This is a genomic window from Streptomyces sp. NPDC031426 (assembly GCF_055581585.1).
In genome coordinates, this window is sequence record NZ_JBVIJE010000004.1 from 378,849 (window position 1) to 394,070 (window position 15,222).

A 15,222-nucleotide genomic window follows, 5' to 3' on the forward strand; every position below is an offset into this window, starting at 1 on the left:
GCTCAGATGAGCGGGCATCCCGCACGTCTGATTTCGATCGATGAACGATCAGGGGGTGGCACCCAGTGCCACCCTTTGGAGAAGTGCAGTCGCTCATGATCCGCTCATCTGAGCGCAACCCTTATCAAGGGTGGCGAGAATCACGCTGCCACAGCCCGCCGGATTTCACCATGCGGACCGGTTGCCGATACCCGGAAACACCCACGTCACACGCCCGCCTCAGACACCCAGTGCCCGCAGCCGCTCCTCCGCCCGCTCCGGCGCGTAGAGGTGTTCCACGACCAGCGCCCCCGCTCCGATGAGCGCGGCCCGCTCCCCCAGCCGGGAGGTCACGACCTGGAGGTGCGCCGTGGAACGCGGCAGCGCCCGCTGGTAGAGGAGTTCCCGGACGCCGGTGAGGAAGGGGGTCCCGGCCAGGTCGCCCGCGATCATCAGCACCCCGGGGTTCAGCAGGGTCACCACCGTCGCCAGTACGTCACCGACCCGCCGCCCCGCCTCCCGGGCCAGCGCCGCCGCCTCCGGATGCCCGGCGGCCAGCAGATCCCGTACGTCCGCGCCGGAGGCGGCCGGCACCCCGCTCTCGGCCAGCCGCCGGGCCACGGCGCCCCCGCTCGCGACGGCGGCGAGACAGCCGTGCGAACCGCAGCGGCACAGCGCGTCCGCGCCGACCCGGATGTGCCCGATGTCGCCGGCGCCGCCGTCGATGCCCCGGTAGATCGAGCCGTCCACGACCACCCCGGCGCCGATGCCGGTGGACACCTTGACCAGGACGAAGGCCGCGCAGTCGGGGTGGCCGGCGCGCTGTTCGCCGTACGCCATGAGGTTCGCGTCGTTGTCGACCAGGACGGGGACCACCGGGGCACCGGTGTGTTCGGTGAAGGCACGGGAGAGACGGCCCGCCAGGTCGTAGCCGTCCCAGCCCGGCATCATCGGCGGCTGCGCCACCCGGCCGGTCCCGGTGTCCACCGGGCCGGGCACGGCGAGCCCGATGCCGCAGACCTCCGCCGCCGGACGCCCGCTCTTCTTCAGCAACTCGCCGAACCAGCGGCCCAGTTCGGGCAGTACGGCTTCCGGGCCGTCCCCGATCACGAGCGTCCCCGAGTGCTCGGCGAGGATCTCGCCGGTCAGGGAGAGTACGGCCGCGCGGGCGTGCCGGGTGTCCAGGTCGGCGGCGAGGACGACGGCGTGGGAGTCGTCGAACTCCAGGGTGATGGAGGGACGGCCGCCGAGCGGCGAGTCGACCGGGCCGCCGGCGCCCTCGCGCAGCCAGCCGGCCCGGAAGAGGCGGTCCAGGCGCTGCCCGACGGTCGCGCGGGACAGTCCGGTCGCCTGCTGGAGCGCACCGCGCGTCACCGCCCGTCCGCTGCGGACGAGTTCGAGCAGCTCGCCGGCGCCGGCCGGAGCGCCGGTCTTCCCGCTTCTTCCCGGACGTTCGGTCATGCGCACCCCCTTGTGTTTCCCAAGCCTGCATTACATATTGAGTTTTGCGTGTTAAATAGACGTAACTCTACGACGGTTACCACCAAACCCGGTCGGCCCGGCCGGGTGTCTTCGTCTTCGGGGAGCCCCGAGTGGATCTCAGCACGCAGCTCACCGTCCGTCCCGCGGAGCCCGCGAAGCACGAGACCGCGGGTGATCCCCCGCTCTCCGGCTGTTCCCTGCCCGTCCGGGCGGCCCGGGTGCTCGACGCGAACTGGACGGGCGCCTCGACGGTCCCCTCCCGCAGCCTCTATCCGCACCAGTGGTCCTGGGACTCGGCTTTCATCGCAATCGGCCTGCGGCATGTCTCGCCCCTGCGGGCCCAGACCGAGCTGGAGACACTGCTGGCCGCGCAGTGGGCCGACGGGCGCGTCCCGCACATCGTCTTCAACCCCTCCGTACCGCTCGACGCCTACTTCCCCAGCCCCGACTTCTGGCGCTCCTCCACCGCAGGTCGCGCGGCGGGCGCTCCGCGCACCGTACAGACGTCGGGGATCGTGCAGCCACCGGTGCACGCGCTCGCGGCCTGGCTGGTGCACCGCGCCGACCCCGGGCTGTCGCGCGCCCGCGGCTTCCTGGCCCGGGTGTACCCGCGGCTGGCCGCCTGGCACCGCTATCTGCTGCACCGTCGGGACCTGGGCGGCGCGGGGCTGGTGTCCGTGGTCCACCCCTGGGAGCAGGGCATGGACAACAGCCCCTGCTGGGACGCCCCGCTCGCCCGGATCACCCCCGCCCCGGCCCGCTCCTTCCGCCGCGCCGACCTCGCCCACGGGTCGCCCGAGGACCGGCCGACGGATCTGGACTACGGACGGTACGTGCGGCTGGCCGCCGACTACCGGGACGCGGGGTACAGGGACGGGGCGAGCGGAAGGCACGGGGACGGGGCGAGCGGAAGGCACGGGGCCGCGAGGAACAGGGGCGGCGGCGGTGAATTCGCCGTGGAGGACCCGGCGTTCAACGCCCTGCTCATCGCCTCCGAACACGCGCTGGCGAGGATCGCCGAGGAACTCGGTGCCTCCGGCACCGCCCGGCACGCACGCGCCGAACGGCTGACCGAGGTGCTGGCGGAGCGGCTGTGGGACCCGGCGGCCGCGATGTTCCTGTGCCGGGACCTGCACGCCGACGGACCGATCCGTGAGCGGAGTGTCTCCGGGCTGGTGCCGTTGCTCCTCCCCGGGCTGCCGCGCGAGGTCGTCGACGCGCTCGTGCGCACCCTGTGCGGGCCGCACTTCGGGCTCGGCGGGCGCACCCGGCTCGTGCCCAGCTACGACCTGCTCGGCGAGGCGTTCGATCCGCACCGGTACTGGCGCGGGCCGGCCTGGTTCAACACGAGCTGGCTGCTGGAGCGGGGCCTGCGCGTGCACGGCGAGCGGGAGCGGGCCGACGCGCTGCGCGCGGCCGTGCTGCAGCTCGCCGAAGCCACCGGTTTCGCGGAGTACGTCGACCCGTACACCGGCGAGGCCTGCGGCGCGACCGGCTTCGGCTGGACCGCCGCGCTCGCCCTCGACCTGCACCACGAACTGCACAAAGACCTTCCCAAGGGCACCCGCGAGGGCGTGTCCGAGGCGGCCACCGGCACGTTCGACAGAAGTGAAGAAGGAGGCGACCGGGCATGACGGACCGGCATCATCTGCTCGTGCACGGGGCGACGTTCGCCGCCGTGGGCGACCGGGGCGACATCAGCGGGGTCCGGGGCAGCGGCTCCCCGGACGGGTTGTTCGTACGGGACGCCCGGCACCTCAGCCGCTGGCAGCTCACCGTCGACGGCGCCGTGCCCGAGGTGCTGACCCCGGTGACCGACGGTGACGCGGCCCGCTGCGTCCTGGTCCCGCGCGGCGGCCGGCAGGAGCCTCCCGCGCACACCCTCTTCCGCCGACAGGCCGTCGGCGACAGCTCGTTCGTCGAATCGCTGCGGGTGACCAGCAACCGCCCGGTGCCGACCACCGTCCGGCTCGCCCTCACCGCCGACGCGGACTTCACCGACCAGTTCGAACTCCGCTCCGACCACCGCACCTACGCCAAGCCCGGCGCCGTGCGCTCCCGCGAAGTCCTCGACGACGGCATCGAGTTCACCTACCGGCGCGCCGAGTGGCAGTCCCGTACGACCATCACCGCCGACCCGGCTCCCGACGCCGTGGAGGAGACCGGCACGGGTGCCCGCCGCCTGGTGTGGACCCTCGATCTGCCACCGCACGGCACGACCGAGCTGCTGCTCCGCGTGATCGCCCGCCCGCACCGCGAGAAACGCGCCCTGCGCGTACCCCGCGACCCGGACTCCGTGCGTGAACAACTCCGCGTACTGGAAGGGGAGTTCGTGGAGGGCGTGGCCTTCCCGACCGGCTGGCCGGAACTGGCGGCGGCCTGCGCGCGGGGCCTCGCCGACCTGGCGGCGCTCCAGGTGCCGGCGCGCGGGCCCGACGGCGAGGAACTGCGCGTCCCGGCCGGCGGCGCCCCCTGGTTCCTCGCCCTCCTGGCCCGGGACGCCCTGCTCACCTCCCTGTTCGCGCTGCCGTACCGCCCCGAACTGGCCGCCGCCACGCTGCCGGCGCTCGCCGCGACCCAGGCCACCGGCAGCGGCCCGTCCCCGCTCGCCCAGCCCGGCAAGATCGTGCACGAGGTACGGCACGGCGAGCTGGCGCACTTCGGGCAGGTGCCGTTCGGCCGGTACTACGGCTCGGTCGACGCGACCCCGCTGTTCCTGATCCTGCTCGGCGCGTACGTCGAGCAGACCGGGGACACCGGCCCGGCCCGGCGGCTGGAGCCGCACGCGCGTGCCGCCGTCGGCTGGATGCTGGACCACGGCGGCCTGACCTCGCGCGGCTACCTCGTCTACCGCGCCGACGAGGGCGGCCTCGCCAACCAGAACTGGAAGGACTCCCCCGGCGCGATCTGCTGCGCCGACGGCACCCGGCCGACCGGCGCGGTGATGGCGGCGGGCGCGCAGGGCTACGCGTACGACGCGCTGCGCCGCACCGCGTGGCTGGCGCGGACGGCGTGGGGCGACGAGACGTACGGCGCCCTGCTGGAGCAGGCCGCCGCCGACCTGCGGGACCGGTTCCAGCGGGACTTCTGGATGCGGGAGCAGTCCTTCCCGGCGCTCGCGCTGGACGGCGAGGGCCACCGGATCGACGCGCTGGCGTCCGACGCCGGGCATCTGCTGTGGTCCGGGCTGCTGGACAAGGAGTACGGGGAGGTGGTGGGCCGGCGGCTGCTGGAGCCGGACTTCTTCTCCGGGTGGGGTGTGCGGACGCTGGCCGCGGGGCAGGCGGCGTACCACCCGCTGTCCTATCACCGGGGTTCTGTGTGGCCGCATGACAACGCGCTGATCACGTTGGGGCTCGCGCGGTACGGACTGCATGACGAGGCCCGGGCGGTGGCGCGTGCGCTGATGGACGCGGCGTCGGTTGCGGGGCATCGGCTGCCGGAGGTGCTGGCGGGGTACGGGAGGGACACGCATCCGGAGCCGGTGCCGTATCCGCATGCGTGTGTGCGGGAGTCACGGTCGGCTGCGGTGCCGCTCGCGCTGTTGACAGCGGTCGGGGGTGCCTAGCGCCGTTGTCGACCGCGGGTTCGTTGTGGCTTGTCGCGCCCGCGCGGCGAAGCCGCATATCGACACAGCCCCGCGCCCCTCGGACTGGCGCACCGACCGTTTGCCAGGTGTTTGCCCGGTGCTTGTGAACAGGCGTGGCGGAGTGGCCGTACGGGACGGCAGATCGGGTCTCGCAGGGAAGGACGCCGGGTTGTCCCAGGACATGAGCACGCGCGAATCAGCCGCCGCAGAAGCCGAGGAGGCCGAGCCGGAGGCGTCGCCCGAACCCATACCCGGCCCGCAGCCCGCCCGGCGCCCGTGGACTGCCCGGCTCCGGCGTCCCTGGACCGCCTGGTCCACGTGGACGGGAAGGTGGCGGGCGGAGCATCCGGCCGGTGCTCAGGCGCTGTCCGCCACGGTCACCGTGGTCGCCGCCATGCTCGTCGTCGCCGCGCTGGTGATGCCCAGCTCCGTGGCCGACCTGCACCCTTCCAGGTTTTTGCGGATACCGGCGGAGGCCGTGATCGGGGCCGCGGTGATGATCGCGCTGCCCCGGCGGCCGCGGGTGGCGCTGGCCGTGGTGTCCGGGGTGGCGCTGGCCGCGATGGCCATGCTGGACCTGCTCGATGCGGGGTTCAACCAGTACCTCGGCCGTGGCTTCAACGTCGTGCTCGACTGGAGCCTGTTCGGCGACGCGGAGTCGTATCTGGAGGACTCCTACGGCCGTACGGCCACCCTCGTCGCCGTAGCCGGTGTGATCGTCCTCGTGCTGTCGGTCTTCGTCCTGCTGGCGCTGTCGATGGTCCGGCTGAGCAATCTGCTCGCCCGGCACCCCGCCACCGCGACCCGGGGCACGCTGGTCGCCGGGGTCGTGTGGATCACCTGCTCCTCCCTCGGCCTCCAGCTGTCCGGCGTGCCGCTCGCCGCCGACAGCACCGCCAACGCCCTGAAGGACCAGGTCCACCGGATCTCGAACACGCTCAAGGACGAGGCGGAGTTCCGGAAGGTGGCCAGGGTCGACGCCTTCGGGAACACACCGGGCAGCCAGCTGGTCCCGGATTTGCGGGGCAAGGACATGGTCTTCACGTTCATCGAGAGCTACGGGCGCAGCGCCGTCGAGGACCCGATCATGGCGCCCGGTGTCGACGCCACCCTCGACGCCCGCACCAAGGCCCTGGCCAAGGCGGGCTTCCACGCCAAGAGCGGCTGGCTGACCTCGGCGACCTACGGCGGCAGCAGCTGGCTCGGGCACTCCACCACCATGTCGGGCCTGTGGATCAGCAACCAGCAGCGCTACCGCACGGTCATGGCGAGCGACCACATGAGCCTGACCGACGCGTTCAAGAAGACGGGCGCCTTCGACACGGTCGGGGTGATGCCGGGTGTGCAGAAGGCGTGGCCGGAGCAGAAGTGGTACGGCCTCGACAAGGTCTACAACGCCTTCCAACTCGGCTACAAGGGACCGAAGTTCAGCTGGTCGACCATGCCGGACCAGTACACGCTCCAGCAGTTCCAGGACCGGGTGCACAGCAAGCAGCCCGCCGCCGGCAAGTCACGGATGTCGCTGCTCATCCTGACCTCCAGCCACACGCCCTGGGCGCCGATCCCGAAGATGGTCGGCTGGGACCAGCTGGGCGACGGCTCCATCTTCAACGGCATCGAGAAGGCGGGCCACCCGTCCTCCTACACGCTCACCGACGACACGCACACCAAGGAGGAGTACGGCAAGTCCGTCCAGTACACGGTGACGGCGCTGACCGAGTGGCTGGAGCGGTACGGCACGAAGGACACCGTGCTGGTCTTCCTCGGCGACCACCAGCCGAACGCCCACGCCAGCGGCAACCATGCCAGCCGTGACGTGCCGGTCTCGATCGTCGCCAAGGACCCCACGGTCCTCGACAAGATCGCCGGCTGGGGCTGGACCGACGGCCTCCGCCCCGCGCACACCGCACCGGTCTGGAAGATGAGCGCCTTCCGCGACCGCTTCCTGTCGGCCTTCGGCTCGACACCGCATCCGAAGAAGAACTGATCAGCCGCCCGACGTGTCCAGCTCCGCGTCCTCGCCGACCCCCGCGCAGTCGTACGGGTCCTTCAGCCAGCCGTCCGGCAGCACCACGCGGTTGTTGCCGGACGTACGGCCGCGCGGCCCGTCCGCGCCGGTGGGCCACGGCTGGTCGAGGTCCAGCTCGTCCAGCCCGGCGCGCAGTTCGTGCAGCGAGGACGTGATCGCGAGCCGCCCCCGCATCTCGGAGCCGACCGCGAAGCCCTTCAGGTACCAGGCGACGTGCTTGCGGAAGTCCACCACGCCCTTGGACTCGTCGCCGATCCACTCCCCGAGCAGGGTGGCGTGCCGGACCATGACGTCGGCGACTTCCCGGAGCGTCGGCCGCGCGAAGGACGTACGCCCCTCGAAGGCGGCGACCAGGTCGGCGAACAGCCACGGCCGCCCCAGGCAGCCGCGCCCGACCACGACCCCGTCGCAGCCCGTCTCCCGCACCATCCGCAGCGCGTCCTCGGCCGACCAGATGTCGCCGTTGCCGAGCACGGGGATCTCCGGGACGTGCTCCTTCAGCCGGGCGATGGCGTCCCAGTCGGCCGTGCCGCCGTAGTGCTGGGCGGCCGTGCGGCCGTGCAGGGCGATCGCCGTGACGCCCTCCTCGACGGCGATGCGGCCGGCGTCGAGGAAGGTGATGTGGTCGTCGTCGATGCCCTTGCGCATCTTCATCGTGACCGGGAGGTCCCCGGCGCCGCTGACCGCCTCGCGCAGGATGGCCCGCAGCAGGTTCCGCTTGTACGGCAGGGCCGAGCCGCCGCCCTTGCGGGTCACCTTGGGAACCGGGCAGCCGAAGTTCAGGTCGATGTGGTCGGCCAGGTCCTCCTCCGCGATCATGCGGACGGCCTTGCCGACGGTCGCCGGGTCGACGCCGTACAGCTGGATCGAACGCGGCGTCTCGCTCGCGTCGAACCTGATCAGCTGCATGGTCTTCTCGTTGCGCTCGACCAGCGCCCGGGTCGTGATCATCTCGCTGACGAACAGGCCCTTGCCGCCGCTGTACTCCCTGCACAGGGTGCGGAAGGGCGCGTTGGTGATCCCCGCCATGGGCGCGAGCACGACGGGCGGCGTCACGGCGTGCGGGCCGATGGAGAGCGGGTGGGTGGTCATCAGACGACTCCGGGACGGATGTACAGCACAGGGCAAGCACCCATTGTCCCTCACCCCGCGGGCAGCTCGGTCTACGGCCGACCGTGGGGCTGGGCGTGCTTGGCCTTCGGCTGCCGCGGGTACCGGGGCAGCCGCTGGGAGGGGCGCTCGAATGATCGTGTAGTGCCCATCAGTTAGCCACACTATTAGTTAGACGCACTATCGAAATACGCGTACGCTTGAAGCCATGCCTGAGCTGAGCCACCGCCGTCGCCTCCTCGTGCTCGCGATCTGCTGCATGAGCCTGCTGATCGTGAGCCTGGACAACACCGTGCTGAACGTGGCGCTGCCGTCCATGCAGCGCGATCTGCATGCCACCACCTCCGGCCTGCAGTGGACGATCGACGCCTACACCCTGGTGCTCGCCTCGCTGCTGATGCTCGCGGGCTCGACGGCCGACCGGATCGGCCGCAAGCGGGTCTTCATGTCCGGCCTGGTGATCTTCTCCATCGGCTCGCTGCTGTGCTCGCTCGCGCCGAGCCTGTCGCTGCTGGTGGTGTTCCGGATGGTCCAGGCGATCGGCGGCTCGATGCTCAACCCGGTCGCCATGTCGATCATCACCAACACCTTCACCGACTCCCGGGAGCGGGCCCGTGCGATCGGCGTCTGGGGCGCGGTGGTCGGCATCTCCATGGCGGCCGGCCCGCTGGTGGGCGGTCTGCTGGTGCAGTCGGTGAGCTGGCGCGCGATCTTCTGGATCAACCTCCCGGTCGGCCTCGCGGCGCTCCTGCTCACCCTCCGCTTCGTCCCCGAGTCCCGCGCGCCCAAGGCCCGCCGTCCCGATCCGGTGGGCCAGCTGCTGGTCATCGCCCTGTTCGGCGCGCTGACGTACGGCATCATCGAGGCCCCGGACTCGGGCCTGACCGCGGTGGCCCCGTTCATGGCGATCGCCTTCGTGGCCCTGCTCGGCCTGCTCTGGTACGAGCCCCGGCGCACCGAACCCCTCATCGACCTGCGCTTCTTCCGCTCGGCGCCGTTCAGTGGCGCCACGGTGATAGCGATCAGCGCGTTCGCGGCGCTGGGCGGCTTCCTCTTCCTGTCCACGCTCTATCTGCAGAACGTCCGCGGTCTCGACGCCCTGCACGCGGGCCTGTGGATGCTGCCGATGGCAGCGCCGACGTTCCTGTGCGCGCCGCTGTCCGGCCGCCTGGTGGGCAGCCGCGGGCCCCGCCTGCCCCTGCTGATCGCCGGTACGGCGATGACGGCGAGCGGCATCCTCTTCGCGGCCTTCGAGGCGGAGACCTCGAACACCACCCTCCTCGTCGGCTACGTCCTGTTCGGCATCGGCTTCGGCTTCGTGAACGCGCCGATCACCAACACGGCCGTCTCCGGCATGCCGCGCGCCCAGGCCGGGGTCGCCGCCGCGGTCGCCTCCACGAGCCGGCAGCTGGGCCAGACGCTCGGCGTCGCGGTGGTCGGCGCGGTCCTGGCCTCCGGTATCGGCTCGTCGCCCATGAAGCAGGCCTTCGTCTCGGCGGCCCGCCCCGGCTGGTGGATCCTCACTGTCTGTGGCCTGGCCGTGCTCGTCCTCGGCCTCCTCACCAGCGGTCACTGGGCCCACCGCACCGCGGAACGCACGGCCGAGACCCTGGAGTCCGCGGAGATCCGCCAGACGGTCGGAGCCTGAGCGCTCCGCTGGAAGGGCCGCGCTGTGCCGTCGTTCGGGTGCGGCGCCGTTATGGCTGGTCGCGCAGTTCCCCGCGCCCCTTCGGGGCGCAGGAGGGCCGCCTCCTCAGGATGCTCTGGCGGCCCCGGCAACGGCCCCGCGGGCGATGTCGTGGAGCCTCTCCAGGCGCTCGCGGGTCTGCTCGTCGGCGGGGGTGTACGTCACCATGCGGGCGCCCTGTTCGGGGCCGAGCCACAGGTCCGTGTGCTCCAACTTGAGGTGGCCCACATGGGCGTTGAGGAACTCCTTGGTCTTGGTGCGGGCGGCGACGACCTCGTAACGCTCCCAGTTCTCACGGAAGTCGGGGGACTCCGTCTGCAGGCGCTTCAGCAGCATCTTCCAGGCCGGCTCGCCGAGATGGCCGGCCATGGACGCGCGCAGGCGGGCGGCCATCAGGCGCTGGGTCTGCTCCAGGTGGACGACCGAGGACTGCCAGTCCTTGTTCGTGTACGTGAGGAGGATGCAGTTGCGGTCCTCCGCCGGTATCGCGTCCAGGTCGCCGAGGAGGCGGCCGTAGGTGAGGTTGTAGGCGAGGATGTCGTACCGGCTGTTCTGGACGCAGGCCGGGATCGGCTCCAGTTGGCGCAGCATCGCGCGCAGGGCCGGGGTGACGCTCGGGCAGCTCGCGGCGGGCGTCGGATCGATGGCGCCGGCCAGCTGGAAGAGATGGGCGCGTTCGCCGGCGTCCAGCATCAGGGTGCGGGCCAGGGCATCCAGGACCTGCACGGAGACCTGGATGTCACGGGCCTGTTCGAGCCACGTGTACCAGGTGACGCCGACCGCGGAGAGCTGGGCGACCTCCTCCCGGCGCAGTCCCGGGGTACGGCGCCGGGCCCCGCGCGGCAGGCCCACCTGCTCGGGGCCGATGCGCTCGCGGCGGCTGCGCAGGAAGGCGGCCAGCTCGTGCCGCCGGATCTCCGAGCCGCGGAGCGTCGGCTGAGTGGCGGGCGTCTTGCGGTCCGTGGCCATGGTGGTCATGGTTCCAGGGTGCCTGCCCCGTCATCCTGTTTCCAGGTACTTCTTGTACCAGGATGAGGACACTCTGGTACCAGTCTGTGCGGCGGCGCAGGCTCGGGGGCATGAGTGAAACCGTCACCATCCCGGCCGTCCGAACGACGGCCGCACCACCCGCACTCGGCGGGCCCGGGTTGTTCACCGTACTGCTGGCCGCGGCACTGCCACTCGTCGATTTCTTCATCGTCAACGTCGCCCTGCCGACCATCGGCACCGACCTCGCCGCGAGCGAGGCCGTGCTGGAGCTGGTGGTGGCCGGGTACGGCGTCGCGTACGCCGTGCTGCTGGTGCTCGGCGGGCGGCTCGGCGACCTGTTCGGGCGGCGCCGGCTGTTCCTCGGCGGAATGGCCGCGTTCGGACTGACCTCGCTGGCCTGCGGGCTGGCGCCCGACGCCTGGAGCCTGGTCGCGGCGCGGGTCGCGCAGGGCGCCTCGGCCGCCGCGATGCTGCCGCAGGTGCTCGCCACCATCCAGGCCACCACGCGCGGCGCGCGCCGCGCCAGGGCCATGAGCCTGTACGGCGCGACCGCCGGACTGTCGATGGTCGCCGGGCAGATACTCGGCGGGGTGCTCGTCGCCGCCGATGTCGCCGGCGCCGGCTGGCGCGCGGTGTTCCTCGTCAACGTGCCCGTGGTCGCCCTCGGCCTGCTCCTCGCCGTGCGAGTCGTACCCGAGACCCGGTCGCAGCACCCCGAGCCCGTCGACGGGCCCGGCACGGTCCTGCTGGCGGCGTCGCTGCTGACGCTGCTCGCCCCGCTCACCGAGGGCCGCGCCGCGGGCTGGCCGCTGTGGACGTGGCTGTCGCTGGCCGCGTTCCCGTTCGCCGCCGGCGCCTTCTGGGCCGTGGAACGGCGGGCCGACCGGGCGGGGCGGACCCCGCTGGTGCCGCCGAGCCTGCTGGCGCTGGCCTCGCTGCGGCGCGGTCTGATCCTGATCCTGCCGTTCTCGATCGGCTTCAGCGGGTTCATGTTCGTCATCGCGCTGGCCCTGCAGAAGGGCGCGGGACTCGGTCCGGTGGCGGCCGGGCTCGCGCTCGCGCCGATGGCCGTGGTGTTCCTGTTCGTCTCCCTCGCCGGGCCGCGACTGACGGCCCGTCACGGCACCCGGGTCGTCACCGCCGGCTCGGTGATCCAGGGGGTGGGCGTGCTGCTGATCGTGCTGGCCGCCTGGCGGGACTGGCCGCACCTGGACTTCGGCTCGCTGCTGCCGGGCGCCGCCGTGGCCGGTGCCGGGCAGGCGCTCCAACTGCCCAATGTCTTCCGGATCGTGATGTCCGAGGTGCCGCCGGCCCGGGCCGGTGTCGGCAGCGGTGTGATGGTCACCACGCAGCAGTCCGCGCTCGCCCTCGGCGTGGCCACGCTCGGCACCCTGTTCCTCACCCTCACGTCGAGCATGGGCATGCGGGACGCGCTGGTCATCACGCTGCTGGTGCAGTTGGCCGGGGTCGTGCTGACCGGGCTGCTCAGCCTGCGGCTGCCGCGCGAGGTCGGCTGAGTCGGGGCCGGGCCGGGACGACTCCGGCCACGGCTTGGACAACTCCACGTGAAGCTCCCCCTGTTGATGTTCGTCTTGCTGCACACTCCTGTCCCGGCCGGGGTGTGCCACAGGAGCCGAGGAGACGTGAGGCGTCATGCCGCAGGGCAACAGCACGAGCAAGGTCAGCCGCTGGGACCAGCACGGCCGGGAGCACGTCGTCCGGGTCCAGCGCACGGGGGTGCAGCGCACGATCAGATGCGACACGTGCGGCTGGCGCAGGGGCGCCCAGTTCCTGCCGTGGCTGAAGGCGGAGGAGCATCTGGCCGAGGCCCATCAGGCGACGGTCGATCCGGCGGCGGACCGGCAGCCCTCCCGTTGAGCACGGGGGTCGGCGAAGTCTCCGCATATCCGCACTGACCTGCGCATATGCCCGCCCCGGCGGCCGGTTACACAGCGTCTCGAGTGGCCGACGGAGCGAAGTCGGGTCAGCCTGGGATACGTCCGATCGAGCGATCGACAGGAGATGAACATGACCTCCGTACTCCGCCACCACCGCTACGGCCGCACGCTGGGAGCCGGCGTTCTTTCCGTGGCGCTGCTCTCCGGCGGTACGACCGGAGCCTTCGCCGCGACCCACGCGCCGAGCCCCACCCCCTCCCCCACCATGACCCGCAGCGGCATGCCGACCGCCAGACCCTCGATGACCCGCAGCGGCATGCCGACCATGCGGCCGTCGCGGATGCCGAACGCGATGGGTTCGATCACCGTCGCGGCCAACCACCGGGCCGTCAAGGTCGGCAACACCGTGGTGTTCACCGGCCGGGTCAGGGGCGTGAAGTCCGGCTCCACACTGGTGCTGCAGCACCTGCGCAACGGCAAGTGGATCTCGCTCAAGTACACGGGGGTCGTCAACAAGAACGGCACCTACATGATCAAGCGGACGTTCACCGACAAGGGCACCCACCATGTGCGGGTGGCGACCAAGTCCGGCACGCTCCACTCCTCGCCGGTCACCGTGAGGGTGAGCTGAGTCCCCGTATCAGCAGGTCCACGACGGCCGTGAACTCCTCGTCGACACCGGGAGCGGTCCATTCCCGGGCGTGACAGGGGTCGTGGAAACGGCCGGTGGCCTGGAAGACGGCTCGTGCCGCGGCGGGGGGGGGGGGGGGGGGGGGGGGGGGGGGGGGGGGGGGGGTGGAGGGGGGGGGGGGGGGGGGGGGGAGGGGGGGGGGGGGGGGGGGGGGGGGCGGTTTGGGTGGGCCCCCCCCCCCCCCCCCCCCCCCGGCCCCGTCCGCGATGATCCGGGTCAGCTGTCCGGTCAGGTCGGCGATGTGCTCGCCGACCGCCGTGCCGTTCTCGTCGACGAGCACCGTGTAGGTGGCGAAGAGTTCGGGGTCGTCGCCCGCCTTGTGCCGCTTGGCCTCGAACAGCGCCGAGAGCCAGGCCCGCAGCCGCTCCTCGGGAGCGCCGTCCGCCACGGCGATCCCGGCGAGCTTCACCGACGTCCGGTCCAGCCAGCGCTTGGTGACGGCCTCGCGCAGGGCCGCCTTGGTGCGGAAGTGCCGGTAGACACTGCCATGGCTGACGCCGAGCGCGCGGGCCACGTCGACCACGGTGGCCTTGGCCGGGCCGTGGCGGCGCAGCACCTCCTCGGTCGCTTCGAGGATGCGCTCTGCGGTCAGGGTCTCGGTGGGCGGTGCCATGCCCTAGACCGTACCTGGAGCCATGGTCAGCGCTCGCTGTCGAGGTGTGCCATCTGCGCGGTCGGGTAGCGGTCGCCGGCCGCCGCGTCCGCCGGCACGGCCTCCTCGATCGCCGCCAGGTCGGCCGCGTCCAGGGTGACGTCCAGCGCGCCCAGCGACTCGCCCAGCCGCTCGCGGGTGCGGGCGCCGACCAGCGGCACGATGTCGTCACCGCGGGAGAGCACCCAGGCGATGGCGATCTGCGCGACCGTGACGCCCTTCTGCTCGGCGATCTTGCGCAGGGCCTCGACCAGGTTCAGGTTGTGCCGGAGGTTCTCGCCCTGGAAGCGGGGCGAGTGGGCGCGGAAGTCGTTCGCGGCCAGCTGCCGGTCGCGGGTGAAGTGACCGGAGATCAGGCCGCGGGACAGCACGCCGTACGCCGTGATGCCGATGCCCAGTTCACGGGTGGTCGGCAGGATGTCACGCTCGACGCCCCGGCTGATCAGCGAGTACTCGATCTGCAGGTCGGCGATCGGGGCGGTGGCGGCGGCCCGGCGGACGGTCTCGGCGCCGACCTCGCTCAGGCCGACGTGCCGGACGTACCCCTTCTCGATCAGTTCGGCGATCGCGCCGACGGTCTCCTCGATCGGCACGTCGGGGTCGATGCGGGCGATCCGGTAGACGTCGATGTGGTCGACGCCGAGGCGCTGCAGGGAGTAGGCCGCGAAGTTCTTCACGGCGGCGGGGCGGCCGTCGTAGCCGCTCCAGTTGCCCTCCGGGTCGCGCAGGGCGCCGAACTTCACGCTGGTCAGGGCCTGCTCGCGCAGGGCGGCCGGGGCGGTGCGCAGAGCCTCGCCGATCAGCATCTCGTTGTGCCCCATGGCGTAGAAGTCGCCGGTGTCCAGCAGGGTGACGCCCGCTTCCAGGGCGGCGTGGACCGTCGCGATGGACTCGGCGCGGTCGGCGTCGCCGTAGAGGGCGGACATGCCCATGCAGCCGAGGCCGAGGGCGGAAGTGTGGGGGCCGGTGGTTCCGAGGGTCCGGGTGCGCATCGTCATGGCTTCACTGTTGCATGACAGCTGACAGATTTCAATATCTGTCAGCTCAACTTTGTCATTCGAGTAGATCGCGGCCTGCCAGTCCGGCGGTGCCTGAACGCAAAAGGCCCACCCACC

The 15,222-nt window shown here is 72.0% G+C and carries 12 protein-coding genes; 7 read left to right on the forward strand and 5 right to left on the reverse strand.

All coding sequences use genetic code 11. From position 1 onward, the window contains the following. Nucleotides 1-219: 219 nt before the first annotated feature. Nucleotides 220-1,440, reverse strand: a complete 1,221-nt coding sequence (locus ACZ5NH_RS09995; protein ID WP_468774027.1) for an ROK family protein — start codon at nt 1,438-1,440, stop codon at nt 220-222. A 131-nt stretch (nt 1,441-1,571) separates the two neighbouring features. Between ACZ5NH_RS09995 and ACZ5NH_RS10000 the strand changes: the two genes are divergently transcribed. The 3 genes from ACZ5NH_RS10000 (at nt 1,572) to ACZ5NH_RS10010 (ending at nt 7,037) form a co-directional block, all read left to right on the forward strand. Further along, on the forward strand, nt 1,572-3,095 hold the full coding sequence (locus ACZ5NH_RS10000; protein WP_468774029.1) for an MGH1-like glycoside hydrolase domain-containing protein: 1,524 nt from the start codon (nt 1,572-1,574) through the stop codon (nt 3,093-3,095). Beyond that, nucleotides 3,092-5,029, forward strand: a complete 1,938-nt coding sequence (locus ACZ5NH_RS10005) for an amylo-alpha-1,6-glucosidase (RefSeq protein WP_468774031.1) — start codon at nt 3,092-3,094, stop codon at nt 5,027-5,029. Before ACZ5NH_RS10000 ends, ACZ5NH_RS10005 begins: the two co-directional genes overlap by 4 nt. A gap of 202 nt (nt 5,030-5,231) precedes the next feature. Next, nucleotides 5,232-7,037 (forward strand): alkaline phosphatase family protein, encoded by a 1,806-nt coding sequence (locus tag ACZ5NH_RS10010; RefSeq protein ID WP_468774033.1) that lies wholly within the window; start codon nt 5,232-5,234, stop codon nt 7,035-7,037. On the opposite strand, the gene dusB is transcribed toward ACZ5NH_RS10010, so the two are convergent. Continuing rightward, a complete protein-coding gene (dusB, locus tag ACZ5NH_RS10015; protein ID WP_468774035.1) occupies nt 7,038-8,171 on the reverse strand; it encodes a tRNA dihydrouridine synthase DusB in 1,134 nt (377 codons plus the stop codon). It lies immediately after the preceding gene. Between the two features lie 226 nt (nt 8,172-8,397). Here dusB and ACZ5NH_RS10020 point away from each other — a divergent pair, with 226 nt between their 5' ends. Then, a complete protein-coding gene (locus ACZ5NH_RS10020; RefSeq protein WP_468774036.1) occupies nt 8,398-9,837 on the forward strand; it encodes an MFS transporter in 1,440 nt (479 codons plus the stop codon). Nucleotides 9,838-9,942: 105 nt separating this feature from the next. Here ACZ5NH_RS10020 and ACZ5NH_RS10025 read toward each other — a convergent pair whose 3' ends face one another. Beyond that, the gene (locus ACZ5NH_RS10025) at nt 9,943-10,854 is read right to left on the reverse strand and encodes a helix-turn-helix transcriptional regulator (protein WP_468774038.1); all 912 of its coding nucleotides are present in this window, start codon (nt 10,852-10,854) and stop codon (nt 9,943-9,945) included. A gap of 101 nt (nt 10,855-10,955) precedes the next feature. On the opposite strand from ACZ5NH_RS10025, the gene ACZ5NH_RS10030 reads away from it, so the two are divergent. The 3 genes from ACZ5NH_RS10030 to ACZ5NH_RS10040 all read left to right on the forward strand — a co-directional run bounded on the left by ACZ5NH_RS10030 (nt 10,956) and on the right by ACZ5NH_RS10040 (nt 13,395). After that, on the forward strand, nt 10,956-12,383 hold the full coding sequence (locus ACZ5NH_RS10030) for an MFS transporter (RefSeq protein WP_468774040.1): 1,428 nt from the start codon (nt 10,956-10,958) through the stop codon (nt 12,381-12,383). Nucleotides 12,384-12,519: 136 nt separating this feature from the next. Then, nucleotides 12,520-12,744 (forward strand): hypothetical protein, encoded by a 225-nt coding sequence (locus ACZ5NH_RS10035; RefSeq protein WP_228620312.1) that lies wholly within the window; start codon nt 12,520-12,522, stop codon nt 12,742-12,744. Between the two features lie 150 nt (nt 12,745-12,894). Beyond that, nucleotides 12,895-13,395 (forward strand): hypothetical protein, encoded by a 501-nt coding sequence (locus tag ACZ5NH_RS10040; protein WP_468774042.1) that lies wholly within the window; start codon nt 12,895-12,897, stop codon nt 13,393-13,395. On the opposite strand, the gene ACZ5NH_RS10045 is transcribed toward ACZ5NH_RS10040, so the two are convergent. Together ACZ5NH_RS10045 and ACZ5NH_RS10050 are read right to left on the reverse strand one after the other, a co-directional pair. Continuing rightward, nucleotides 13,376-14,068, reverse strand: a complete 693-nt coding sequence (locus tag ACZ5NH_RS10045; RefSeq protein ID WP_468774044.1) for a TetR/AcrR family transcriptional regulator — start codon at nt 14,066-14,068, stop codon at nt 13,376-13,378. The two genes, ACZ5NH_RS10040 and ACZ5NH_RS10045, sit on opposite strands and share 20 nt — an antisense overlap. Before the next feature lie 26 nt (nt 14,069-14,094). Beyond that, nucleotides 14,095-15,105, reverse strand: coding sequence for an aldo/keto reductase (locus ACZ5NH_RS10050; protein ID WP_468774046.1), 1,011 nt, complete (start codon nt 15,103-15,105; stop codon nt 14,095-14,097). Between the last annotated feature and the right edge of the window lie 117 nt (nt 15,106-15,222).